We start from the raw sequence: 22004 nt of genomic DNA, 5'->3' as shown, positions 1-22004 counted from the left end.
CGACGTGCGACATGCCCCCGCGTCTGCCCTAGCCGAAGTCGAGAGTTCCGTCGGGGTTGACCCCCCGGAAATCGGGAGCCCACGTCAGGAGGACGCCTGCAGATTCGACTACCTCCACCCAACCGTTCGGGGGCGGTTCCTTTTCGAGCACGAGGATGGGCGTCACGCTGAGCTCGGGGTGTTGGCTTCGGATTCTTTGTGCGTACTCGAGAACCTGCCCCAGCCCTAACCGAATCTGCTGAACGACCGAGCCACTAGTGAAGCTCTTTACCTCGCCCACGACGAACGCTCGAGCACCTCGGCGCCATCCCACGTCATACAGAACCGGCCTCCTGCCCTCGAGGACACGGACGGCTGCAAGGTGCTTCAGAAGAAGATCGCGCGTGGTTTCATGCGCCTGGGTGCCTCGGTCGAGCTTGTCCAGATCCAACGACAGCTGAACAGGCCTACGGGTGGGGCTGTTGCGGGTCTTGGCGAGCAATCCAAGCGCGTCCTCGGCAACCGAGGCCTCGGTGGTGCTCGTCGGAGCCGGGCGTTGCCCGCTGAGACGGATGCCGCTCGGGGTTTCGACCAGCCCGATGCAGTTCGCCCGATCCCGGCGCAGCAGTTGACCGAAGCCGTGCCCATCCACGAGGCAGATGTGGTTTCCGAGGGCCCGCTCTTTGGCGACGAACACGATGTTCTGGGAACGCCGGTTCTTCGGATCTACGACGTGTAACGGCAGCTCTCCAGCGATCACAAGCGTTTGGTCCTTGTTGCGGCTTCCCTTGGGCACCGAGAAGCCGCCGAGCTCCCTGACCTTTCGCTTCACCTCGGCCTGTGTCCACCAAACACCGTCAACATGAATTCGCCCGGTGACTTGCACGAACTGACTCTTCAGGGTGTTCACCGTTCCCCTGCACGGACCTGATCCCATGAGATCAGTCTGCAGCTCCTGCGCCCTGCGTCGGCACTTCGACGTCCCGTGTAACACCTGGGGCCGCCGCCACCGGACACCCGCCAGCGGCATCATGCCGAATCGTCGACGCCTACGAAGCTTCGACCAAGATGGCCCTTTGGGCTTCGAGGTGCCGGCGAAGAGAGACGACCACGCCATCCTCGGCGTCGTCCTGCTTATCGAGGTCCTCGACCTCGACGTTGTACGCCTCCGCGAGTCGCCAGGTGTGGGCGATCACCATGTCGAACAGGGGCACCAGGTCGTCAAGGGAGATCTTGACCTCGTTGCCCTCGTCCGAGAAAGCCTTGATCGCGTTCAGGTCTTCCAGGAGTCGTGCAACTATCGGTGCGTCCAGCGCGCCTTCGCGTCCGGCCGCGACGTAAGCGCGGAGGGACGCGTCAAAGTTTGTGATGCACTCCGGGAGGTCATCTACCGGTACGAGCTTGGAGTCCTTCCGCTTCTTGGCGATATACGTGACCCCGCCGCCAACGACTGCGGCTACGGCAACGACCGAGATCACGATCTTGGGGTTGAGCTTCATGCTCCTGACTGCTTCTTCAGCTTTCTCCGGACTCGGCACCAGCTCGGTCAGGTGCTTGTAGATGCGGCATGTGTCGGCCTCCCTGACCACACTTCCGAACAGCTTGAGAGTGCCTTCGAGCAACCCCAATTCGATTTCCGGCGGCACGAAGAGCAAAGGTTGATCGATCATCATGGCTGAGTCCTCGAGAGCGGCATCGGTAGACTGAAACCCTATGACTGACCACCGGCATTCGTTCACGGAATGGCCCGTGCGACCCTGATGGCCGAAAGGCCTGTGGCGCACCGCGTCTTTTCGCCGCTTCTGCTCGGCCGATCAGCCGCCCAGGATCTTCCCGCCTTGCTCGAAGAAGTCATCCTGCCCGTGTCCAAGATCGGCACGCAGGCGACCGAACGCATCACGCAGCCAACGCCGCCCAGATGAATCCCGGAAATTGACCCGCGCGAATAGCGCGGCCGGTTCCCAGCCGGCCTCCAGTTGACCGTCGTAGTCGATCTCTTGGACTCGGGTTTCGCCCGGCGGAACTGGACCCAGTCCGACCCGGAAGAGGGCGCCGTCGATGGGCGCGCGGAAGTCGACAAATACGTCGTAGACGGCCGCGTCCGAGGAGTTGCGAACGAAGACCGCCGGGAGTCGCGGCTTGGCGAATGTGCCGAAGTCACCAAGACCGTGCCAGTCAGCCCACGCCGAGATCTGTCGCGCGTGCTCGCGTTCTGCATCCTCGGCGAGCTTGCGGCGGTCGACCTGACCTTGCCGCAGCAAGAACAGCGCCACCATCGTCGCTACGACTGCCGTCGCCGACGATATGAGCGTCGAGATTTCATTCATGAGCGCAATAGTCCAGGAGGGCACCGACATTCCGAGGGCGCTCGGGCGTGGTCGCCACTCAGGCGCATCCCTTCGCCGCGTCTAGGCTCACCCCATGGAAGACCCCTCGGAGGTTGTCCCCCCTTCAATTGCCCCAACTGAAGGCGATTTGCGAGGCGCGTGCGAAGACCTGCTGCGGTCGTGGGACGCGACCTATCTCGGGGTGGAAGAGATCTCGCTCGGACGCGCCGACCAGGAAGCCGACCCGATTCGATTTCTCCTTGTGCTGGCGTTCGCCTCTCATGCCCACCATTTGACGGGCACTGCCTGCTCAATGCTTGACGGCGGTGACTACCCGAGTGCCGTCCCACTGCTGCGCGTCGCGTACGAATCCGCCCTTACGGCAGCTTGGGCAGCAGAATCCGAGGACGCCGCGCTTGCTCTGCATAATCAGTACCTCGATGGGGCGGGGAAGCTACGCGCGAACGTACAGAAGACAGGATGGTTCGACGACCTGCTTGAGCGCGTTCACGAGCCGGGAGACGCGACCGACGTCGCACCGCGCGCCAGTGGCGAGGCCGGGAACTTCTCCAACTTGTGCCAGGCTCTGGAGCCGCACCCGGACTGGCTCTACACGACTTTCCGGCTGCTTTCGGCCTACGCGCACCCATCTGGTTCGGTAGTGCGGATGTTCGTTCCGGGCACGGCCGACCAAGGCGCCGCGTTCTCACCGGCGAAGGCCGCCGAGGATGCGCATCGGCAGTGGTGGCACGCAGCCGCGACCGTCTTGCTCCATGCTGGCCAGGCGTTCGACCGTCTTGACCCTCGGGCTCCACGACAAGGGCTCCTGGCTCGCACCGGAGAACTAATCGGGTGGGAGGAGCCGCTGCGGTTGAGCGCCGCCGCCCGACTGGCTGTCACGCAGGCCAGACTGGCTCGCGAGCGTGAGCCGGACTGATTGGACGCGGCGTTGTTCGTTGCGGAATAGCGGCCGCGAGTCGGTGTCAGGTGCCGCCTCAACGATGGTTGGCTCGGCACGGCTAGTGGCGAAGTCGAGGATCGCCTTCTCAGGATGCGGTCCCGTTGATGTTGTTGGAACCGGTCCGTCAGTCACTTGAGGCTTATCGGCCTTCTGCGTACCCGCCACACTCCCCGTATGACCGACTTGCACGATCGCATCTATGACGAGTTGACCTCCCAGATCACAACACTGGAGGGCGGTGCGCTGCTGCACCATCCCGACGGAAGCGCTCGGAGCACTACGGAAGTCGAGCAGTCATTGTCGGCGCTCCATGCGGATCGCGAACTGCTCAAGGAGCACTGGCAGATCACTCCTGGTGCAGCCGGCCTCGCTTCGGAGAACCCGCCACAGACCGCGTCGTGTGGCAATCCCCAGCCGCGCCCTCATGTGCTTGGCCTCGGGGCCAAGTACAGCGTTCCCGTGACCGGCTGACCGCTTCGCAACACACAGAGAATCTGCACCCATCCCAGGGTCGCGCCGATCGCGAGGTCTGCCGTGCATCTTCGGGTCCGCCCGACCACGCTTACGGGGCGGCTGGGCGCGTCTTTCCGCCGCCTGTCGGCGTCCTTCTGGGGCGCCTCCGGGCGCAAGCGCCCGAACTTGCCGTGGCGCTTCGACCTACCCGCCCACGGCCCTTGGGCGGAGTCGAGTGCCTCCGAGGTGAGCCCGCACGGTCACCGAGATGCCAGCGTCAGCCAAGCTCGCACGCGGACCTAGGCATTGCCCCAACCCTGCTCAATGCAGAACGCTCCGCCCGTCACAGGGCCAGCCTTCAGCCGGTCACAGTTACCCCGGCAGTCGTCCTTTGGAGCAGCAACGCAGACGGTGCCCGGTCACAAGATGGATGGTGTGCACTTCCTCGACGGTCGGGAACTAGTCCGGTGGCTACGCCAACTGGACGGCTAGGACATCACGCGCAAGGCCGCCAAGGACCTCGCCGCACGTCTGGCGCGGTACCGCGAGGCCATATTCAAAGCACACGAGGCCGCGGCTGCCCGAAAGCCGTGACGCGGGAGAAGGGCGACAGCCTTCAAGTGGGCATGGCGTACAGCTGCAGGACTATGCGGCGTGCTCCGCCCATAATCCGAGTCATGGCCCAACAGACCGACCCAGGCGAAGCTCGTAGGCGCATTGATCAACTCGTCGGCAGTCCACATGCCCAACCTCTGGTCGACGCATACTTCGAGCCTGAGCGCGGCTTTGCCGGTTCCGTGTTCGACGGCCTAGATGAGTACGGTCTACTCGCAGATAACCCCCCTGGACGCTTCACCGGTGACGACATCGCGGCCTCGTCGCTGCTTGACGTGCGATTCGGCCCCAAGGCGGTCCGGACGCTGCTGACCTCGCAAGAACTTGCGGATGCGCTCGATGCCGTGCCCCCGCGGTGTCCACTGTGGGAGGCGGACCAGCCCGAACTTCAAGCGGCCAGCGGGCTGTGGTCACTCATCCGCGAGATCCCTGGCGTGGGCCGCACCAAGGCAAGCAAACTGTTGGCGCGCAAGCGCCCCGAGCTGGTGCCCATCGTTGACTCCGTCATCTCTGAGGCCCTGCAACTCCGCTTCGACACGTGGCGCCCGATTGCGGATGCCCTCAAGGACGAGGGCCTACGACAGAGAATCGATGACCTTCGCCCCACGCGTGTGACGAAGCCGATCAGCACCCTCCGCATATTGGACGTGGTCGTGTGGATGTCATGCAGCCGGAGCAAGGCTGCCGTTCAGGTTCAGCTCGAGGTCGGGGCGCCCGCGACGCGAAGCCTGACATGACACTCGGCACTGGCTTCACTGTTGCTGGCTCGACCGCTCTCGCGAGGCCTTCTCCCGAGGTCGTCGGCTGAAGCGACTCCTAGGGAGTATGACGCGCTCGCCCGTTTCGAGGCATGCTGAACTTGGCGTGGAGGGGAGGTGCCCAATGCGGGGTGACGAGGCTCGGGTGGTTGATGCCTTCTGCGCACATCTCGAGGCTGACGGCTGGGTCGTTCAGAGGGAGGTGCAGCACGTCGATGTGAAGGCAACCAAGGGCCCGGCCACTCTCTACGCGGAGGCCAAGGGCAGGACCAAGGCCATCCGTCTCGACGTCGACACGCTCTACGGGCAGCTCCTACGCCGCGTTCCTGAGGACGCCGCCGACTCGCTGCTGGGCGTGGTGGTCCCAGACGAGGCGGTGACCGCCGCGCTTCGCGTGCCTGACTGGATACGCCAGCGACTCCGAGTGCGCATCTGGTCAGTCTCCGACGACGGCAACGTCCGTGAGGTTGCGTCCACACCAGAGGCCCACTGGCGCTGAGCACGTCCCTCAGTACGACTTCGGCAACCCCAGCGAATGCATCGCCACGAAGTTCAGGATCATCTCCCGACTCACCGGAGCGATCCGACCGGCGCGAGCAGCGACGAGCAGCCCGGCCATCCCGTACTCCTGGGTGATCCCGTTGCCCCCGTGCGTCTGCACGGCCCGGTCCGCGGCGTCACAGGCGGCCTCGGCGGCGGCGTACTTCGCCATGTTCGCGGCCTCGCCGGCGCCCATGTCGTCGCCGGCGTCGAGCAGGGCGGCGGCCTTCTGGGTCATCAGCCGGGCCATCTCGATCTCGATGTGCGACTGCGCCAGCGGGTGCGCGATGCCCTGGTGGGCGCCGATCGGGTCCTTGAAGACCGTGCGCTCCTTGGCGTAGGCGGTCGCCTCGCCGAGGGCGAAGCGGGCCAGGCCGGTCGAGAACGACGCCGCCATGATCCGCTCCGGGTTGAGCCCGGCGAAGAGCTGCACCAGGCCGGCGTCCTCGTCGCCGACCAGCGCGTCGGCGGGCAGCCGGACGTCGTCGATGAACACCTGGAACTGCAGCTCCGGCGAGACGATCTCCATCGGGATCGGATAGAACTCGAAGCCCGCGGCGTCCGTCGGCACCACGAACAGGCACGGCTTGAGCTTGCCGGTCTTCGCGTCCTCGGTGCGCGCCACGACCAGCACGTTGTCGGCCTCGTCGACGCCGGAGATGTAGATCTTGCGCCCGTTCAGCACCCACTCGTCACCGTCCCGACGGGCGGTGGTGGTGATGTTGTGCGAGTTCGTGCCCGCGTCCGGCTCGGTGATCGCGAAGGCCATCGTGCCGGTGCCGTCGGCGATCCCGGGCAGCCACCTCCGCTTCTGCTCCTCGGTGCCGAAGCGGCCGATCACGGTGCCGCAGATCGCCGGGCTGACCACCATCATCAGCAGCGGGCAGCCCTGCGCCGCGAGCTCCTCGCACACCGCCGCGATGTCGCCGATGCCGCCGCCCGCGCCGCCGTACTCCTCGGGGATGTTGATCCCGAGGTAGCCGTTCTTGCCGATCTCCAGCCACAGGTCGGTGGTCTTGCCACCGGAGCGGGCCTGCTCGGTGAAGTACTCGCGGCCGTACTTCGACGCCAGCCGGGCCACCTGCTTGCGCAGCTCGCGCCGCTCGTCGGACTCGGTGAATGCGATCTCGCTCATCCTGCTTCTCCTTCAACGACTGCCAGAACCTCGCCGGACGCGACCTGCGTGCCGGGTGTGACATCGAGCTGGGTGACCACGCCGGCCGTCGGCGCGGTCACGGTGTGCTGCATCTTCATCGCCTCGAGCACGAGGACCGTCTGCCCCGCCTCGACCCGGGCGCCGGCCTCCACCTCGACCCGGACCACCGTGCCCGGCATCGGCGCCAGCAGGGAGCCGCTGGCCACCGCCTCGGCCGGGTCGGTGAACCGCGGCAGCGCCCGCAGCGACAGGTGCCCCGCGGCCGAGTCCACGTGGACGTCGCCGCCGTCGAGCACCACGTCGTACGCCGTCCGCACGCCGTCCGCCTCCAGCACCACCCGGTCGGTGCTCGCCGCGATCACGACCAGACCGTCGACCGCGTAGCCGTCGCGACCGCCCAGCCAGGAGACCTCGACCTCCTCCTCGCCGACGGCGAAGCGGGTGACCTGGGGCTGGCTGACCACGTTGCGCCACGCCACCGGGATGCCGCGCTGCACGGTGCGGCGAGCCCGGGTGTGCTCGGCCAGCGCCAGCGCGGCGGCCACGGTGGCGTCTCGGTGGTCGGCCTTCCCGCCCGCCTCGAGCACGCCGCTGCGCTCCAGGAAGTCGGTCGAGACCCGGCCCGCCACGAAGTCCTCGTGCCGCAGCACCTCGACCAGCAGGTCGCGGTTCGTGACCAGGCCGTGGATCCGCGCCCTGGCCAGCGCCCCGGCCAGCCGTCGCAGGGCGTCCTCGCGGGTGGGCGCCCAGGAGACCACCTTGGCCAGCATCGCGTCGTAGTGGGTGCCGACCTCGCTGCCGGCCTCGAAGCCGGAGTCCAGCCGCAGGCCCGGGCCGGCCAGCGGACCGAACTCCACGCTCACCCCCGGCACGGTGAAGCTGGCGAGGCGGCCGCTCTGCGGCTGGAAGCCGGCGGCCGGGTCCTCGGCGTAGAGCCGCACCTCGACCGCGTGCCCCTCCGGATGGGCGGCCGACGACGCCCGGTGCCGACTCGTCGGACCGACCGCCCGGCCCTCGGCGACCTGGAGCTGGACCTCGACCAGGTCGACGCCGAAGACCGCCTCGGTGACCGGGTGCTCGACCTGGAGCCGGGTGTTCATCTCCAGGAAGAAGAACCGGTCGGCCTCGGCGTCGTAGAGGAACTCCACCGTCCCGGCGCCGCGGTAGTCGATCGCCGCCGCGGCCGCGCGGGCCGCCTCGTGCAGCGCCGCCCGGGTGCCCTCGGGCAGGGAGGGCGCGGGCGCCTCCTCGACCACCTTCTGGTGTCGCCGCTGGATCGAGCAGTCCCGCTCCCCCAGCACGAGGACGCCGTCGGCGTGGCCGACGACCTGCACCTCGACGTGCCGGCCGTGCTCGACGAACGGCTCGACGAAGACGGTGCCGTCGCCGAACGCGGACTCCGCCTCGGCCTGCGCCTTCTCGATCTCGCCGGGCAGGTCGGCCAGCGACCGGACGATCCGCATGCCGCGGCCACCGCCGCCCGCCGAGGCCTTCACCAGCAGCGGCAGGTCGTCCTCGGTCGCTTCGCTCCCTGAGGAGGCGAGGGACGAGCCGTCGCCGCTCCCTGAGGAGGCGAGGGATGAGCCGTCTCGAAGGGCCCCCACCGCCAGGTTCCCCAGCACCGGCACCCCGGCGGCCTCCATCAGCTCCTTGGCGGCCACCTTCGAGCCCATCCGCTCGATCGACTCCGGCGCCGGCCCCACCCAGGTCAGGCCGGCGTCCAGCACCGCCCGGGCGAAGTCGGCGTTCTCGGACAGGAAGCCGTAGCCCGGGTGGACCGCGTCCGCGCCGGTACGGCGGGCGGCGTCGAGCACCAGGTCGATCCGCAGGTACGTCTCCGCGGGCGTGCTGCCGGGCAGCCGGACCGCGACGTCGGCCTCGCGAACGAACGGCAGACCGGCGTCCGCGTCGGAGTGCACGGCGACGGTCTCGATGCCCAGGCGCCGGCAGGTCGCGAAGACCCGGCGGGCGATCTCGCCGCGGTTGGCGACGAGGAGGCGGGTGATGGGGTGGTTTCGAGACGGGCCTTGACGGCCCTCCTCAACCACCGGGGGCTCGCGGCCCTCGTCAACCATCGGGGGCTCACGGCCCTCCTCGACCTGCGGGGGGTTCGGGTCGGTCATCTCGCTCACATCCTGAAGACACCGAAGCGGTCGGTGCCCGCGAATTCGGTGTTGTCGATGACGGACAGGCAGATGCCCAGGACGGTGCGGGTGTCGCGCGGGTCGATGACCCCGTCGTCGTACAGCATCCCGGACAGGAAGAACGGCAGCGACTGCTCCTCCACCGAGGCCTCGATGAACTCGCGCATGCCGGCGTCGGCCTCCTCGTCGTACGCCTTCCCCTTCGCCTCCGACGCGGCCCGCGCCACGATCGAGAGCACCCCGGCCAGTTGGGCCGGGCCCATCACCGCCGACTTCGCGCTCGGCCAGGTGAAGAGGAACCGCGGGTCGAAGGCGCGGCCGTTCATGCCGTAGTTCCCGGCGCCGTAGGAGGCGCCCATGACCACGCTGATGTGCGGGACGGTGGAGTTCGAGACCGCGTTGATCATCTGCGCGCCGTGCTTGATGATCCCGCCCTGCTCGTACTCCTTGCCGACCATGTAGCCGGTGGTGTTGTGCAGGAACAGCAGCGGTACGTCGACCTGGTTGGCGAGCTGGATGAACTGTGTCGCCTTCTGCGCCTCCTCGGAGAACAGCACCCCCTGCGCGTTGGCGAGGATGCCGATCGGGTGCCCGTGCAGCCTGGCCCAGCCGGTGACCAGCGAGGTGCCGTAGAGCGGCTTGAACTCGTCGAACGCCGCGCCGTTGGTCTCGCTCACACCGTCGCAGATCCGGGCGATCACCTCGCGCGGGTCGAACGGCTCCTTGAGGTCGCTCGGGATCAGGTCGAGCAGGCCGTCGGGGTCGGCGTCCGGCTCGGCGTACGGCAGGTGGTTTCGAGACGGGCCTTGGCGGCCCTCCTCAACCACCGTCGCGCGGCGGCCCTCCTCAACCAGCGTCGCCTTGCGCCAGTTCAGCCTCGCGACGATCCGGCGGCCGATCCGGATCGCGTCCCGCTCGTCCTCGGCGAGGTAGTCGGCCAGCCCGGAGATCCGGGCGTGCATCTCCGCGCCGCCGAGCGACTCGTCGTCGGACTCCTCGCCGGTCGCCATCTTCACCAGCGGCGGTCCGCCGAGGAAGACCTTGGCCTGCTCCTTGACCATCACCGTGTAGTCGCTCATGCCGGGCACGTACGCCCCGCCCGCGGTCGAGTTGCCGAAGACCAGCGCGATCGTCGGCTCCTTGCGGGCGCTGGCGCGGGTCAGGTCCCGGAAGAGCTTGCCGCCGGGGATGAAGATCTCCTTCTGCGTCGGCAGGTCCGCCCCGCCGGACTCGACCAGCGAGACCGTCGGCAGCCCGTTCTCCTCGGCGATCTGCGAGGCCCGGAAGATCTTCTTCACCGTCCACGGGTTGCTCGCCCCGCCCTTCACCGACGGGTCGTTGGCGGTGATCATGCACTCCACGCCCTCGACCACACCGATGCCGGTGACCACGCTCGCGCCAACCGTGAAGTCCGAGCCCCAGCCGGCCAGCGGCGACAGCTCCAGGAACGCCGAGCCCTCGTCGACCAGCAGCTCGATCCGTTCGCGCGGCAGCAGCTTGCCGCGGGCGTGGTGGCGCGCGAGGTACTTCTCGCCGCCGCCGGCCACCGCCTTCGCGTGCTCGGCGTCGAGGTCGGCGAGCTTGGCGAGCATCGCCTCGCGGTTCGTGGGTGGTTTCGAGACGCTCGTTCCTCGCTCCTCAACCACCGGGGCATCGGCTGGTGGTTTCGAGACGCTCGTTCCTCGCTCCTCAACCACCGGTGTACCCCAGCAGCCGGGCGGCCAGATCGGTCAGCACTTCGGTCGCTCCTCCTCCGATGCCGAGGATCCGGGCGTCGCGGTAGTGCCGCTCCACCTCGGTCCCGTGCATGTATCCGGTGCCGCCGAAGAGCTGCACCGCCTGGTGGCACACGTGCTCGGCGGTCTCGACGGCGGTCTGCTTCGCCAGGCAGGCCTCGGCGACGACGCTCTCGCCGGCGACGTGCCGCTCGGCCACGTGCCGGGTGTACGTGCGCGCCACCTCGACCTGCCGGTGCATCTCGACCAGCCGGTGACGGACCACCTGGCGGTCGGCGAGCGGGCGGCCGAACGTCTCCCGCTCCTTCGTGTACGCCGCGGCGAGGGCCAGCGACCGGGCGGCGATCCCGTAGCCGTGCACGGCCAGCGCGAGCCGCTCGACGACGAACTGCTCGACGATCTGCACGAACCCGGAGTGCTCCTCGCCGACCAGGTTCGCCACCGGCACCCGCACGTCGACGTACGACAGCTCGGCGGTGTCGGAGCAGTGCCAGCCCATCTTGGCCAGCCTGCGGTCGACGGTGAAGCCAGGCGTGCCCTTCTCGACGACGAGCAGGCTGACGCCCGCGTGCCCGGGGCCGCCGGTGCGCACCGCGGTGGTGACGAAGTCGGCGCGGGCACCGGAGGTGATGAACGTCTTGGCGCCGTTCACGACGTAGTGGTCGCCGTCGCGGACGGCGGTCGTGGTGATGCCGGCGACGTCCGAGCCGCCGCCCGGCTCGGTCACGCCGAGCGCGCCGATCAGCTCGCCGGCCAGGGTCGGGCGGACGAACCGGTCGACCAGGTCCGGCGACCCGTTGGCGGCCAGGTGCGGCAGCGCGATACCGCCGGTGAAGAGCCCGGCCATCAGGCCGCTGGAGGCGCCGGCCTCGAAGAAGCCCTCCTGCATCGCCATCGAGTCGAGCAGGTCGCCGCCCTCCCCGCCGACGGACTCGGGGAACGAGACGCCCAGCAGTCCCTGCTTCGCGGCGGCCGCGTGCAGCTCCCGCGGGATCTCGCCGGCGTCCTCCCAGTCCTGCAGGTGCGGGGCGACCTCGCGGCGCACGAACTCGCGCGCGGCCTCGCGGAGCGCGTCCCGCTCGGCGCTCACAGCAGCCCCTCCTCGATCTGCACCAGCCGCGACCGCACCCACTCGCCGAGCCCCTTGGCCTGCGGGTCGAAGCGGGTGGAGGCGGCGACACCGTCGCCGAGTAGCCCGTGGATGAGCACGTTGACGCCGCCGAGGTTCGGCAGGCAGTAGACGTCGATCTCGAGGTCCGCCGCCTCGGGCACCAGCTCGCGCACCTTCTTGGGGTTCATCAGCTTGGTCAGCCAGGTGACCCGCTCGTCGTACTTCGGCGACCCGTCGTGGGCCACCCACAATCCCAGGTTGGCGTCGCCGCCCTTGTCGCCGGAGCGCGCGTGGACGAACGTGCCGAGCGGCATCCGCCGGGTCAGGCTGTCCCGCGGCGCGGAGTACGGCGAGGGGCGCAGGCCGTCCGACTCGTCCGGCCCGGCGGCCAGCGCGACCGGGTCCGGGACGACCTCGCGACGACCGTCCGCATGCACGACGGTGTGGGCGACCTCGGACCGGTCGACGTACGCCGGACGGTAGACGCCGTACGGCGTGGCCGGGCCGGGCGGCGCGGTCATCGTGAAGCCGGGGTAGGAGCCGAGGGCCAGCTCGACGGCCGCCGCCGTGAACGGCTTGCCGACCGGCTCGGGGGCCGGGTCCTTGACCGTGCACCGCAGCAGGCAGGAGGCGGCCTCCTCGGTCTCGGCGTCCGGGTGCGGGTGGGAGGTGCTCGACCACACGACCTCCGCCGGCTCGCGGCCCGCTAGCGCGGCGGTCATCTGCTCGCGCACCCACACGCCCTTGGCCTCGACGTCGAGCCCGGTGAGCACGAACTCCACGGTGTTGCGGTGGCCGCCCAGCTCGTTGACGCACACCTTCAGCCGCTCCGGCGGCGCCTCGCCGCGGGCGCCGCTGATCGCGACCCGGTCGGCGCCGGCCTGCTCGAGGGTGATCGTGTCGAGCCGGGTGGTGACGTCGGGGCCGACGTAGCGCGTGGACTGGATCTCGTAGACCAGCTGCGCGGTCACGGTGTCGACGGTGACCGCGCCACCGGTGCCGTCGTGCTTGGTGATCACGCACGAGCCGTCGACGGCCACCTCGGCCAGCGGGAAGCCGAGCGGCTCACCGGTCCGCGGCAGCGTGCGGAAGCCGGAGAAGTTGCCACCGGTCGCCTGGGTGCCGCACTCGATCACGTGCCCGGCGACGACGGCGCCGGCCAGCTCGTCGTACGACGTCTCGGACCAGCCGTGGTGCGCGATCGCCGGGCCGACCACGACGCTGGCGTCGGTGACCCGGCCGGTGACCACGACGTCGGCGCCGGCGTCGAGCGCCCGGGCGATGCCGAAGCCGCCGAGGTAGGCGTTGGCGGTCAGCGCCCCGCTCAAGCCCAGTTCCTCCGCGCGCGGCCTGAGGTCGTCGCCCTCGACGTGCGCGATCGCCGGGTCGAGGCCGAGCCCGTTGGCGACCTCGCGGAGCTTGTCGGCCAGCCCGGCGGGGTTGAGGCCGCCGGCGTTGCTGACGATCCGAACCCGGCGCTCCAGGGCGAGGCCGAGGCAGTCCTCGAGTTGGCCGACGAAGGTGCGGGCGTACCCCAGCGTCGGGTCCCGCATCGTGTCCTTGCCGAGGATCAGCATCGTCAGCTCGGCCAGGTAGTCGCCGGTGAGGTAGTCCAGCTCGCCGCCCTCCAGCATCTCCCGCATCGCCGAGAGCCGGTCGCCGTAGAAGCCCGAGCAGTTCCCGATCCGCACCACGCCGGTGGTCGAGGAGCGAGCGCCAGCCTCCCCGGTGGTCGAGGAGCGAGCGCCACCCTCCCCGGAGGTCGAGGAGCGAGCGCCAGCGTCCCCGGTGGTCGAGGAGCGAGCGCCAGCGTCCCCGGTGGTCGAGGAGCGAGCGCCAGCCTCCCCGCTGGTCGAGGAGCGAGCGCCAGCGAGCGTCTCGAGACCCTCCCCGCTCATCCCCGCGGCTCCCGTCCGCCACCCGGCGGCCCGGCGAAGGCCTGCGCGATCCCCAACCAGGTCTCGGCATCCTCGCCCTCGGCGACCAGCGCGACGTCGTCGCGGTGCCGGCGCTGGGTGACCAGCAGGCAGAAGTCGTACGCCGGGCCGGTCACCCGCTGCGCCGCGTCCTCCGGCCCCCAGGCCCACGTCTCGCCGGACGGTGCGTCGAGCTCGACGCGGGGCTCCTCGTCCGGCGGGGTCAGCCCGTGCACGGAGTAGGCGAAGCCCCGGGTGCGGACGCCGATGTGCGCGACGTGCCGGACCCGGTCGGAGACCTCCGGCTCGGCGCCGAGCGCCTCGTGCACGTCCAGGGAGTGCGCCCAGGTCTCCATGAACCGGGCGGTGGCCATCGACGTCGGCGACATCGGCGGCCCGAACCACGGCATCCGCTCGCCCTGCGGGACCTCGCGCAGGGCCCGCGCCAGCGCCGTACGCGCCGCTCGCCACCGGGCCAGCAGCTCCTCGGCCGACACCCGGCCACCCTCGAGCGCGACCGTGTCGACGAACCCGTCCGGGTCTGCCATCGCCCGCAGGACGAGGGCGTCCCAGGCCTCCTTGTCGCCGCCCGCGGCGACCGCGGCCGCCACCGCGGCCTCGTCGGTCCAGGCAAGGTGGGCGACCTGGGTGGCGACGTCCCAGCCGGCCGCGGGGGTCGGCGTCCGCCAGCCGGTCTCGCCGAGCGGCGCGACGAGGCGCTCCAGCAGGTCCCCCTCGGCGGCCAGGTCGGCGAGGACGGCTTCCAGCACGTCGTTGCTCACGGGCGCTCCTTCAGGACGGTGTCGAGGGTCAGGGCCCAGCGGTCGAGGATCCGTGCGCGGCGGCGGGCGTCGTCGGTGATCGTGTCGGCCAGGCCGAGGCCACGGACCAGGTCGAGGGTGGCCTGCACGAGCTCCCGCTCGCCGGGCCGCGACTCGTCGCAGCCGAGCAGCTCGACGGTCAGCCGGTGGGTCTCGCGGCCGACCCGGGCCTCGAGCGGGGCGACGGCGGCGAGCAGCGTCTCGTCGGTGCGGGCCGCCACCCACAGCTCGAGGGCGGCGCTGAACACCGCGCTGGTGAAGTGGTCGGCCAGCATCTGCAGGACCGCCCTGGTCCTCCGCTCGCCGTGCGGCAGCGCGGCCGCGGCGGCGACCAGCTCCCGGCCGCGGGTCTCGGTGAGGTGCTCGACCGCGGCGACGACGAGGTCGTTCTTGGTCGGGAAGTGGTGCAGCTGCGCCCCGCGGCTGACCCCGGCCCGCTGCGAGACCAGGGTCGTCGAGGTGCCGCTCCAGCCGTGCTCCACGAGGCAGTCCACGCAGGCCTCGAGGAGCCGGTGCCGCATGGCGCGGGTCCGCTCCTCCTGCGGGACGCGCCCGGCGGTCGTGGTGCTCACCGGGCCATCGTGGACCCTGAGGAAAGAAACAGTCAAGCCTGACTTTATGTGGGTGAGACGGGTCGTCGCCCCCGCCCGCGCGCGAGGCTCTACGTTCTGCAGGTTCTGCGCCCGAGAAACCTGCAGAACGTAGAGCCTGAGCCACCAGGGACCCGGCCACCAGCACCCCCCCTCACCCCCGCGGCGGGTCGACGACCGGCATCGCCATCGCCTCGGCGTGCAGCTCGGCGAGAGCCTCCTGCTCCGCGAGGTGCTGGTCCAGCCACGGACCGACCGGCCGGGCCTCCCACGCCCGCTGCCCCGGAGCGGCGAACCGGGACCGCCGCCGGGCGTCGAGCAGCCGGTCGACCACGGCGGAGGCGTCGGCCAGGTCCGGGCCGGTCACCCGGGTGACCTCGAGCCCGTGCCGGCGCAGGAGTGCCTCCCGCTCGACGTCCCGCGAGTGCCGACGGGCACCGCGATGGTCGGCGCCGTCGTACTCCACGACCAGCCCGGCCTCCTCGTCGAGCAGGTCGGCGATGCCGAGCAGCCGACCGTCGTCCCGGCCGCCGCGGGCGTGCACCGGGCAGTTCACGTGCGGCGCGGGCAGGTCGGCGTCCAGCACCCAGACCAGCCGGAGCCGGGTCTCGCCGGGCGAACGGCTGCCCTCGACGGCGAGCTCCAGGCCGCGGCGCACCCGACCGATCCCGGTCACCCGACCGCGCGTGGGCAGGTGGCCGGCCACCCGGGCGATCGAGACCAGCCGCGCCGCCGCCATCATGTCCAGCGCCACCGCGGCCTCCCGCTCGTCCGGCGCCAGCCGCATCGCGTCGAACGTCGCCCGCACCGGCCGCGTGGCGGGGACGCCGCACCGGACCCAGGTCTCCCCGGCCGGCAGCGGATCGTAGAGCAGCAGCACCCGCTCGTCCGGGCGGATCCGGCCGCACGCCCCGAGGGCGAGCGGCACCGGCAACGGCGTCCGGCGGTCCGGCGCCACTCCGTCGACGAGACCGGCCCCGGCCAACCGGCACGCGGCCCAGCCGGTCACCGCCGCACCCGGCGGCAGCCGCACCGAGGCCTCCAGCACCCGCTGCTCGGGCAGGGAGGCGTCGACCTCGGCGGGCACGAAGAACCCCGGAGAGGTACGCCGCCAGCGCGGCCCGGCCGCCCTCCCCCGGGTCGGCCCGGCGACACCGGTGGGATCGACCCGCACCGGCCGGACCAGTCCCCGCGGTCGCGGAGCCACCGGATCCCACGGATGCCCAGCCATGCCAGGGAGCATCTCCCAACCCGAGCCCTCCCCGAGGTGGTCATCCACAGGCGCCCGCCCGGGGACCGGCCCGCTGCCCGCAGGTGAACGCGAGGCTCTACGTTCTGCAGGTTCTGGGCCTGAGAAACCTGCAGAACGTAGAGCCTGACCCGCCCGGGACGGACCACACGCCGGTCCCCTCACCTGGCTGAGGGAGGATGGACCCATGGCCAAGACCATCCTGATCACCGGAGCCAGCGCCGGGCTCGGCGCCGAGATGGCGCGACAGTTCGCCGACCTCGGCCACGACCTGGCGCTGTGCGCGCGTCGCACCGACAGGCTCGAGGAGCTGAAGGCCGAGATCACCGGCAAGGATCCCGACCGCCGGGTCGAGGTCCGGGCGCTCGACGTCAACGACGACGCCCAGGTGTTCGAGGTCTTCGAGGCCTTCCACGCGGACTTCGGCAGGATCGACCGGATCGTGGTCAACGCCGGCCTCGGGAAGGGCGCGCCGCTGGGCACCGGCCGGTACGACGCCAACCGGGAGACCGCGATGACGAACTTCGTGGCCGCGCTGGCGCAGTCCGAGGCGGCGATGCAGATCTTCCGCGCGCAGGGCTCGGGTCACTTCGTGATGATCTCGTCGATGTCGGCGATGCGCGGCCTGCCCAAGGGGCTGGCGACCTACGCCGCCACCAAGGCCGGGGTCGCCCACCTCGCCGAGGGGATCCGGGCAGAGGTGCACGGCACCGACATCGCGGTGACCGTGCTCTACCCCGGCTACATCGCCTCGGAGATGAACAGCCGCTCCAGCGGTGCCAGCCCGATGCTCGCCTCGACCGAGAAGGGGGTGCGCGCCATGGTGTCGGCCATCGAGAAGGAGAAGGCCTCCGCCTGCGTGCCGGCGCTGCCCTGGGCGCCGCTGAGCGTGGTCATGAAGCACGCGCCGCTGCCACTGTTCAAGCGGATGGTCTGAGGCAACGAAGGCCAAGGGCCCCAGCGGCCCCGGCGGCCCTCAAGGCCACGTTCGAGCCTCAGCGGTAGGTCAGCCCGCCACCCTCGAGGTGCGAGTGCTCGTTGAACGAGACCAGCGTCGCGCCGCGGCGACCGGTGACCACCTTGGTGATCGAGGTGTTCACGACCACCTTGTTCAGCTGACCCCACAGGCTCGTCGTCGCCGGGTCGGGGGAGGTCGATCCGGTCAGCAGGGACGCCGCCACCCAGGAGATCGCGCCACCCGAGGTGAACACCACCGCCGTGGAGCTCGCCCCCGCCAGCTCGGTGGTGCGGGCCAGCGCGGCCCCGATCCGCTCCGCGAACTCGGCGTAGGACTCGGAGTAGCCGGTCCCCCCGGAGGTCCAGCGGTCGGTGGCGGCCTCGAACCAGCCCTGGAACTCCGCCGCCGTCGGCTCGGAGCCGGCGAACTCCGGATCCGGCGCCGCCGCGAGCATGCCGACGTGGTCGAACTCGTTCCAGCCGCCGTCGTTGACCACCTCCATCGCCTCCCACCCGGCCTTCTCCACCACGGCGGAGGCGGTCTCCCGGTGCCGGCGCATGCCGCCCTGCACCAGCAGGTCGGGGGTGGTCGCCCGGGCGGCCAGCGCGTGGCCGAGCATCCGGGACTGCTCCCAGCCCAGCGGCGAGAGCAGGTCGTAGTCGTCGGCGCCCCACGAGGCCTGGCCGTGCCGCACCAGCAGGACCTGGCCCATCAGCCGATCACCCGTGCGCAGCGCGTCTCGAGGTACTTCGCGACGTCCCCGAAGACGGCGTACGACGGGTTGCTGGTCTGGCCGTGGAAGTAGCGGTAGTAGATCTGCTGGGCGATCACCGCGAGCCGGAACAGCCCGAACACCTCGTAGAAGCGCCACTGCTCCGGCGTGACCGTGAGCCCGGTGCGCTCGCCGTAGTAGGCGACCACCTCGGCGCGGGTCCACATGCCCGGGGCGGTGGTCGGCTGGCGTCGGAAGAGGTGGAAGGTCTCGTCGTCGTCGGCCTGGATCCAGTAGGCGGCCATCCCGCCGAGGTCCATCAGGGGGTCCCCGAGGGTGGCCATCTCCCAGTCGAGGACGCCGACGACCCTCAGCGGGTCGTCGCTGTCGAGGACCAGGTTGTCGAAGCGGAAGTCGTTGTGGATCAGGCAGGTCGCGACGTCGTCGGGCTGGTGCTCGTCGAGCCAGGCCATCACCGGCTCGAAGTCGCCCACGTCCTCGGTGCGCGCGGCCCGGAACCGGCTCGACCAGCCGCCGACCTGGCGGGCGACGTACCCGCTGCCCTTGCCGAGCTCGGCGAGCCCGGGCGTGGTGACGTCGACGCCGTGCAGGTCGATCAGCACATCGATCGCGTTGCGGCACAGCTGGGAGACCTGCTCGGGCGAGAGGTCCATCCCCGGCGGCAGGTCCTGGCGCAGGATCGTGCCCTCGACCTTCTCCATCACGTAGAACTCCGAGCCGATCACCGACTCGTCCTCGCAGTGCCCGACCATCCGCGGCACCAGCGCGAAGACCGGCGCCAGCGCCGACTGGATCCGGAACTCGCGACCCATGTCGTGGGCGCCCTTCGCCTTGCGACCGCCGGGCGGGCGGCGCAGGATCAGGTCCCGGTCGGGGTAGCGCAGCAGGTAGGTGAGGTTCGAGGCGCCCCCGGGGAACTGCCGGACCTCCGGGTCGGCGGCCACCGTGTCGGCGAAGTCGGCCTCGGCGTGCGCGCGCAGCCATGCGGACACCGCGGCAACGTCGAAGCCGTCCTCGTCGCGCACGTCCCGCGACGGGTTCCCCTCGTCGCCCGCGCCCGGGTGATCGGTCGAGCCCTTCGACACCACTCAGTCCATCCTGTCCAACCTGGCTGCCTGCTGTCGCATGACCGCGTCGTACCCCGCGCGGTCATTCTGCTTGAGGTCGACCGCCCGGCGGGCGGCTTCGTCCGGAATGATCACTTCCTGTTGCCGTGCGATCCCGGCGAGCACCTCGGCGGCGATGTCCTCGGCGGTGAACGGCGAGCTCTCCACCAGGCCGGAGATCACCGTGCCGAGGGCGGTGTCGGCGCCCTGGAGGGAGTCCATGAGGTTGGTCCGGAAGTACGACGGGCAGACCACCGAGCAGCGCACCCCGTGACCGGCCAGCTCGTGGCCGGTGGTCTCGCTGAGCGCCACCACCGCCGCCTTGACCGCGTTGTAGGAGGCCATCCCGGCCGGGTGCACGAGTCCCGCGAGCGAGGCGACGTTGACGATGTGACCGGACCCCTGCTCGCGCAGCATCGGGACGAACGCGCGGGTGCCGCGGACCGCGCCGAAGAGGTTGATCTCGAAGATCCACTGCCACTCCTCGAGGGTGGCCAGGTGCAGCCGGCCGCCGCCGGCCACGCCGGCGTTGTTGACCAGGATGTCCAGACCGCCCCACTCGGCCTCGACGTGCTCGACCGCGCGCGCCCAGTCGGCGTCGGAGGTGATGTCGAGGTCGAAGCCGGTGCCGCCCAGGTCGGTGGCCAGCACCCGGTCCCCGGCCGCCTCGAACGCGCGGACCAGGGCCGCCCCGAGGCCGGAGGCGGCCCCGGTGACCAGCACCCGGCGACCGGACGACAGGTCGGACGGCGGGCCGGGCGGGCCGGAGGGTTCGGACGGGCCGCTCACTGGTGCTTGCCGAGCTCGAGCCGGGCGATCAGCCCGCGGTGCACCTCGTCCGGCCCGTCCGCCAGCCGGAGGGTGCGGGCGTTGGTCCAGGCGGCCGCGAGGTCGAAGTCGTCGGAGAGTCCGGCGCCGCCGTGCATCTGCATCGCCATGTCGATGACCTGCTGGGCCATGTTGGGCGCCGCGACCTTGATCTGGCTGACCTCGGAGAGTGCGTTGCGCGGACCGCCCTGGTCGAGCTTCCACGCCGCGTGCAGCACCAGCAGTCGCGTGGAGTCGATGGCGATCCGGGCGTCGGCGATCCGCTCCCGGTTGCCGCCGAGGTCGGCGATCGGCTTCCCGAACGCGGTCCGGGCCAGGCCACGCGCGCAGGCCGCCTCGAGTGCGTGCTCGGCGAGCCCGATCAGCCGCATGCAGTGGTGGATCCGGCCGGGGCCGAGCCGGCCCTGCGCGATCGCGAACGCCTCGCCGGGGCCGGAGATGACGTTCCCGATCGGCACCCGGACGTCGGTGAAGGAGACCTCGCCGTGCCCGAACGGCTCGTCCTGGATCCCCATCGTGGACAGCATCCGCTCCACCTTCACGCCCGGCGCGTCCGTGGGCACGAGCAGCATCGTGTGCCGGTGGTGCCGGTCGGCGTCCGGGTCCGAGAGCCCCATGAAGATGATCACCTTGCAGTCGGGGTTGCCGATGCCGGTGGTCCACCACTTGCGACCGTTGACGACCACCTCGTCGCCGTCGACGATCGCGGTCGCCTCCATGTTGGTGGCGTCGGAGGAGGCGACGCCCGGCTCGGTCATCCCGAAGGCGCTGCGGATCCGGCCGTCGAGGAGCGGCTCGAGCCACTGCTCGCGCTGCTCGGCGCTGCCGTACTTCAGCAGCACCTCCATGTTGCCGGTGTCGGGGGCGTTGCAGTTGAAGACGTACGGCGCGATCGCGGACCGGCCGGTGAGCTCGGCGATCGGCGCGTAGTCGACGTTGGTCAGCCCCTCGCCGCCGTCGGTGCCGAAGCGGGCGGCGTACTCCCCGGCGTGCTCGCGGGGCAGGAACAGGTTCCACAGGCCCTGCTCGCGGGCCTTGGCCCGGAGCTCGTCGAGGACCGGGAGCGGGGTCCACGGATCGCCGGTGCGCCGCTGCTCGGCGAGGTCGCGGTGGTAGTCGCCCTCGATCGGGGTGACGTGCTCGCGCATGAAGTCCGCGACCCGGCTGGTCAGCGCGGCGGCCCGGGGGGTGGGAGAGAAGTCCATGCAGTGAACCTAACGGTCACCGGGAACCGGCGGGAGCGGCATCCGCGTAGCGTCCGCGGCTCTGCGGCGTTGACCCTGCGTCGACCAAGCGTCGACCCGTCCCCGCGCCGAGGAGGTGCCCGTGCCCCGATCCACCCCTCCGGCCAGGCTGCGCGCGCTGATGCTGCTGCTCCTGCTGGGCCTGACCGCGGCCTGCTCGGGCACCGGCACCCCCGGTGCCGCCGACGACCGGGAGGCCGCCTCCACCGGCACGGCGACGACGACCACCGGCTCGGCCGACGTCGCCGCGGAGCTCTCAGCGCTGTTCGCCCGGCTCAGCCCCGAGTCGGCCGGGGCCGCGGACTGCTTCGGGGCCGCCCTCTCGGCCGACCTCGGCGACGAGGAGCTGCGGGAGGCCGGACTGCTGGACGGGGCCGGGTCCGCCGCGGCGCAGATGCCGTCGCTGGACCGCGGGCCGGCCGGGAGCTGGGTGGACGCCTGGTTCGGGTGCGTGGACTTCGTCTCCGTGGTCGGGCGGGCCCAGGCGAAGGCCACCCGGGGGCTCGACGAGGCCGGCTTCCGGGACTGCCTCCGGGACGCGCTCGACGACGAGGAGTTGCGGTCGGCGGCGGTCGACGGGCTGGCCGGGGACGCCGGGTCGGAGTCGGTCCGCCGGCTCGGGCAGGCACAGGCGACCTGCGCCGACCGGCACTCCTGAGCCCGGCCGGAGCTCCCGAGCCCGTCCGGTCGCGCCCGAGCCCGGCCGGTCGCGCCCGAGCCCGGCCGGTCGCGCCCGCGGCGGGAGGCCCCCTCAGGCGGCCACGTCGACGGCGGGAGGC

At 71.0% G+C, this 22004-nt stretch carries 21 protein-coding genes; 6 read left to right on the top strand and 15 right to left on the bottom strand.

All coding sequences use genetic code 11. The annotated features are described in order from the left end of the window. Positions 1–28: 28 nt before the first annotated feature. The 3 genes from IE331_RS16130 to IE331_RS16120 form a co-directional block, all read right to left on the bottom strand. Positions 29–889, bottom strand: a complete 861-nt coding sequence (locus IE331_RS16130; RefSeq protein ID WP_192144484.1) for a hypothetical protein — start codon at positions 887–889, stop codon at positions 29–31. 139 nt (positions 890–1028) lie between these two features. Then, on the bottom strand, positions 1029–1652 hold the full coding sequence (locus IE331_RS16125) for a hypothetical protein (RefSeq protein WP_192144483.1): 624 nt from the start codon (positions 1650–1652) through the stop codon (positions 1029–1031). A gap of 141 nt (positions 1653–1793) precedes the next feature. Then, positions 1794–2306, bottom strand: coding sequence for a hypothetical protein (locus IE331_RS16120; RefSeq protein WP_192144482.1), 513 nt, complete (start codon positions 2304–2306; stop codon positions 1794–1796). A gap of 94 nt (positions 2307–2400) precedes the next feature. Between IE331_RS16120 and IE331_RS16115 the strand changes: the two genes are divergently transcribed. From IE331_RS16115 to IE331_RS16100, 4 genes are all read left to right on the top strand, one after another. After that, positions 2401–3243: a hypothetical protein gene (locus tag IE331_RS16115; RefSeq protein WP_192144481.1), complete on the top strand. Its 843-nt coding sequence runs from the start codon at positions 2401–2403 to the stop codon at positions 3241–3243. Between the two features lie 198 nt (positions 3244–3441). Further along, entirely contained in the window at positions 3442–3738 is a 297-nt protein-coding gene (locus tag IE331_RS16110; RefSeq protein ID WP_192144480.1) for a hypothetical protein, read from the top strand. A gap of 659 nt (positions 3739–4397) precedes the next feature. Further along, the gene (locus tag IE331_RS16105; RefSeq protein WP_192144479.1) at positions 4398–5072 is read left to right on the top strand and encodes a DUF6308 family protein; all 675 of its coding nucleotides are present in this window, start codon (positions 4398–4400) and stop codon (positions 5070–5072) included. Between the two features lie 166 nt (positions 5073–5238). Beyond that, positions 5239–5592, top strand: coding sequence for a hypothetical protein (locus IE331_RS16100; RefSeq protein ID WP_192144478.1), 354 nt, complete (start codon positions 5239–5241; stop codon positions 5590–5592). Positions 5593–5601: 9 nt separating this feature from the next. On the opposite strand, the gene IE331_RS16095 is transcribed toward IE331_RS16100, so the two are convergent. The 8 genes from IE331_RS16095 to IE331_RS16060 all read right to left on the bottom strand — a co-directional run bounded on the left by IE331_RS16095 (position 5602) and on the right by IE331_RS16060 (position 16338). Continuing rightward, entirely contained in the window at positions 5602–6768 is a 1167-nt protein-coding gene (locus tag IE331_RS16095) for an acyl-CoA dehydrogenase family protein (protein ID WP_192144477.1), read from the bottom strand. Next, entirely contained in the window at positions 6765–8912 is a 2148-nt protein-coding gene (locus IE331_RS16090; protein ID WP_201931859.1) for an acetyl/propionyl/methylcrotonyl-CoA carboxylase subunit alpha, read from the bottom strand. The genes IE331_RS16095 and IE331_RS16090 overlap by 4 nt, the downstream gene beginning before the upstream one ends. Positions 8913–8917: 5 nt before the next feature. Beyond that, positions 8918–10525, bottom strand: a complete 1608-nt coding sequence (locus IE331_RS16085) for an acyl-CoA carboxylase subunit beta (protein WP_192144543.1) — start codon at positions 10523–10525, stop codon at positions 8918–8920. Positions 10526–10622: 97 nt separating this feature from the next. Further along, entirely contained in the window at positions 10623–11759 is a 1137-nt protein-coding gene (locus IE331_RS16080) for an acyl-CoA dehydrogenase family protein (RefSeq protein ID WP_192144476.1), read from the bottom strand. Then, on the bottom strand, positions 11756–13474 hold the full coding sequence (locus IE331_RS16075) for an acyclic terpene utilization AtuA family protein (protein ID WP_192144475.1): 1719 nt from the start codon (positions 13472–13474) through the stop codon (positions 11756–11758). Before IE331_RS16075 ends, IE331_RS16080 begins: the two co-directional genes overlap by 4 nt. Before the next feature lie 200 nt (positions 13475–13674). Further along, positions 13675–14478 (bottom strand): TIGR03084 family metal-binding protein, encoded by an 804-nt coding sequence (locus IE331_RS16070; RefSeq protein ID WP_201931858.1) that lies wholly within the window; start codon positions 14476–14478, stop codon positions 13675–13677. Then, on the bottom strand, positions 14475–15089 hold the full coding sequence (locus tag IE331_RS16065; RefSeq protein ID WP_318646842.1) for a TetR/AcrR family transcriptional regulator: 615 nt from the start codon (positions 15087–15089) through the stop codon (positions 14475–14477). Before IE331_RS16065 ends, IE331_RS16070 begins: the two co-directional genes overlap by 4 nt. A 172-nt stretch (positions 15090–15261) precedes the next feature. After that, positions 15262–16338, bottom strand: coding sequence for a DUF559 domain-containing protein (locus tag IE331_RS16060; protein WP_192144474.1), 1077 nt, complete (start codon positions 16336–16338; stop codon positions 15262–15264). A 205-nt stretch (positions 16339–16543) separates the two neighbouring features. Between IE331_RS16060 and IE331_RS16055 the strand changes: the two genes are divergently transcribed. Next, positions 16544–17293: an SDR family oxidoreductase gene (locus IE331_RS16055; protein WP_192144473.1), complete on the top strand. Its 750-nt coding sequence runs from the start codon at positions 16544–16546 to the stop codon at positions 17291–17293. Positions 17294–17351: 58 nt separating this feature from the next. On the opposite strand, the gene IE331_RS16050 is transcribed toward IE331_RS16055, so the two are convergent. From IE331_RS16050 to IE331_RS16035, 4 genes are read right to left on the bottom strand one after another with little or no spacing between them, the layout of a single operon-like run. After that, entirely contained in the window at positions 17352–18026 is a 675-nt protein-coding gene (locus IE331_RS16050; RefSeq protein ID WP_192144472.1) for a histidine phosphatase family protein, read from the bottom strand. Continuing rightward, positions 18026–19135 carry a phosphotransferase family protein gene (locus IE331_RS16045; RefSeq protein WP_318646841.1) on the bottom strand — a complete coding sequence of 370 codons (1110 nt, stop codon included), beginning with the start codon at positions 19133–19135 and terminating at the stop codon, positions 18026–18028. The genes IE331_RS16050 and IE331_RS16045 overlap by 1 nt, the downstream gene beginning before the upstream one ends. Further along, entirely contained in the window at positions 19136–19942 is an 807-nt protein-coding gene (locus tag IE331_RS16040) for an SDR family NAD(P)-dependent oxidoreductase (RefSeq protein ID WP_201931857.1), read from the bottom strand. It lies immediately after the preceding gene. Next, positions 19939–21186, bottom strand: coding sequence for an acyl-CoA dehydrogenase family protein (locus IE331_RS16035; protein WP_192144471.1), 1248 nt, complete (start codon positions 21184–21186; stop codon positions 19939–19941). Before IE331_RS16035 ends, IE331_RS16040 begins: the two co-directional genes overlap by 4 nt. Before the next feature lie 121 nt (positions 21187–21307). Between IE331_RS16035 and IE331_RS16030 the strand changes: the two genes are divergently transcribed. Further along, on the top strand, positions 21308–21883 hold the full coding sequence (locus IE331_RS16030) for a hypothetical protein (RefSeq protein ID WP_192144470.1): 576 nt from the start codon (positions 21308–21310) through the stop codon (positions 21881–21883). The last annotated feature ends 121 nt before the right edge of the window (positions 21884–22004 follow it).

This window comes from Nocardioides donggukensis (assembly GCF_014842875.1).
In the GTDB taxonomy this organism is placed as follows: Bacteria; Actinomycetota; Actinomycetes; order Propionibacteriales; family Nocardioidaceae; genus Nocardioides; species Nocardioides donggukensis.
The sequence above is the reverse complement of the archived record's forward strand: the minus strand, read 5'-3'. Positions and strand labels throughout refer to the sequence as shown.

Excerpts from the sequence above, each read along its gene's own strand:
- IE331_RS16120 (WP_192144482.1), bottom strand. The coding sequence starts at position 2,306 with ATGAATGAAATCTCGACGCTCATATCGTCGGCGACGGCAGTCGTAGCG.
- IE331_RS16050 (WP_192144472.1), bottom strand. The coding sequence starts at position 18,026 with ATGGGCCAGGTCCTGCTGGTGCGGCACGGCCAGGCCTCGTGGGGCGCC.
- IE331_RS16085 (WP_192144543.1), bottom strand. The coding sequence starts at position 10,525 with ATGCTCGCCAAGCTCGCCGACCTCGACGCCGAGCACGCGAAGGCGGTG.
- IE331_RS16055 (WP_192144473.1), top strand. The coding sequence starts at position 16,544 with ATGGCCAAGACCATCCTGATCACCGGAGCCAGCGCCGGGCTCGGCGCC.
- IE331_RS16035 (WP_192144471.1), bottom strand. The coding sequence starts at position 21,186 with ATGGACTTCTCTCCCACCCCCCGGGCCGCCGCGCTGACCAGCCGGGTC.
- IE331_RS16060 (WP_192144474.1), bottom strand. The coding sequence starts at position 16,338 with ATGGCTGGGCATCCGTGGGATCCGGTGGCTCCGCGACCGCGGGGACTG.
- IE331_RS16115 (WP_192144481.1), top strand. The coding sequence starts at position 2,401 with ATGGAAGACCCCTCGGAGGTTGTCCCCCCTTCAATTGCCCCAACTGAA.
- IE331_RS16095 (WP_192144477.1), bottom strand. The coding sequence starts at position 6,768 with ATGAGCGAGATCGCATTCACCGAGTCCGACGAGCGGCGCGAGCTGCGC.
- IE331_RS16110 (WP_192144480.1), top strand. The coding sequence starts at position 3,442 with ATGACCGACTTGCACGATCGCATCTATGACGAGTTGACCTCCCAGATC.
- IE331_RS16125 (WP_192144483.1), bottom strand. The coding sequence starts at position 1,652 with ATGATGATCGATCAACCTTTGCTCTTCGTGCCGCCGGAAATCGAATTG.
- IE331_RS16090 (WP_201931859.1), bottom strand. The coding sequence starts at position 8,912 with ATGACCGACCCGAACCCCCCGCAGGTCGAGGAGGGCCGTGAGCCCCCG.
- IE331_RS16105 (WP_192144479.1), top strand. The coding sequence starts at position 4,398 with ATGGCCCAACAGACCGACCCAGGCGAAGCTCGTAGGCGCATTGATCAA.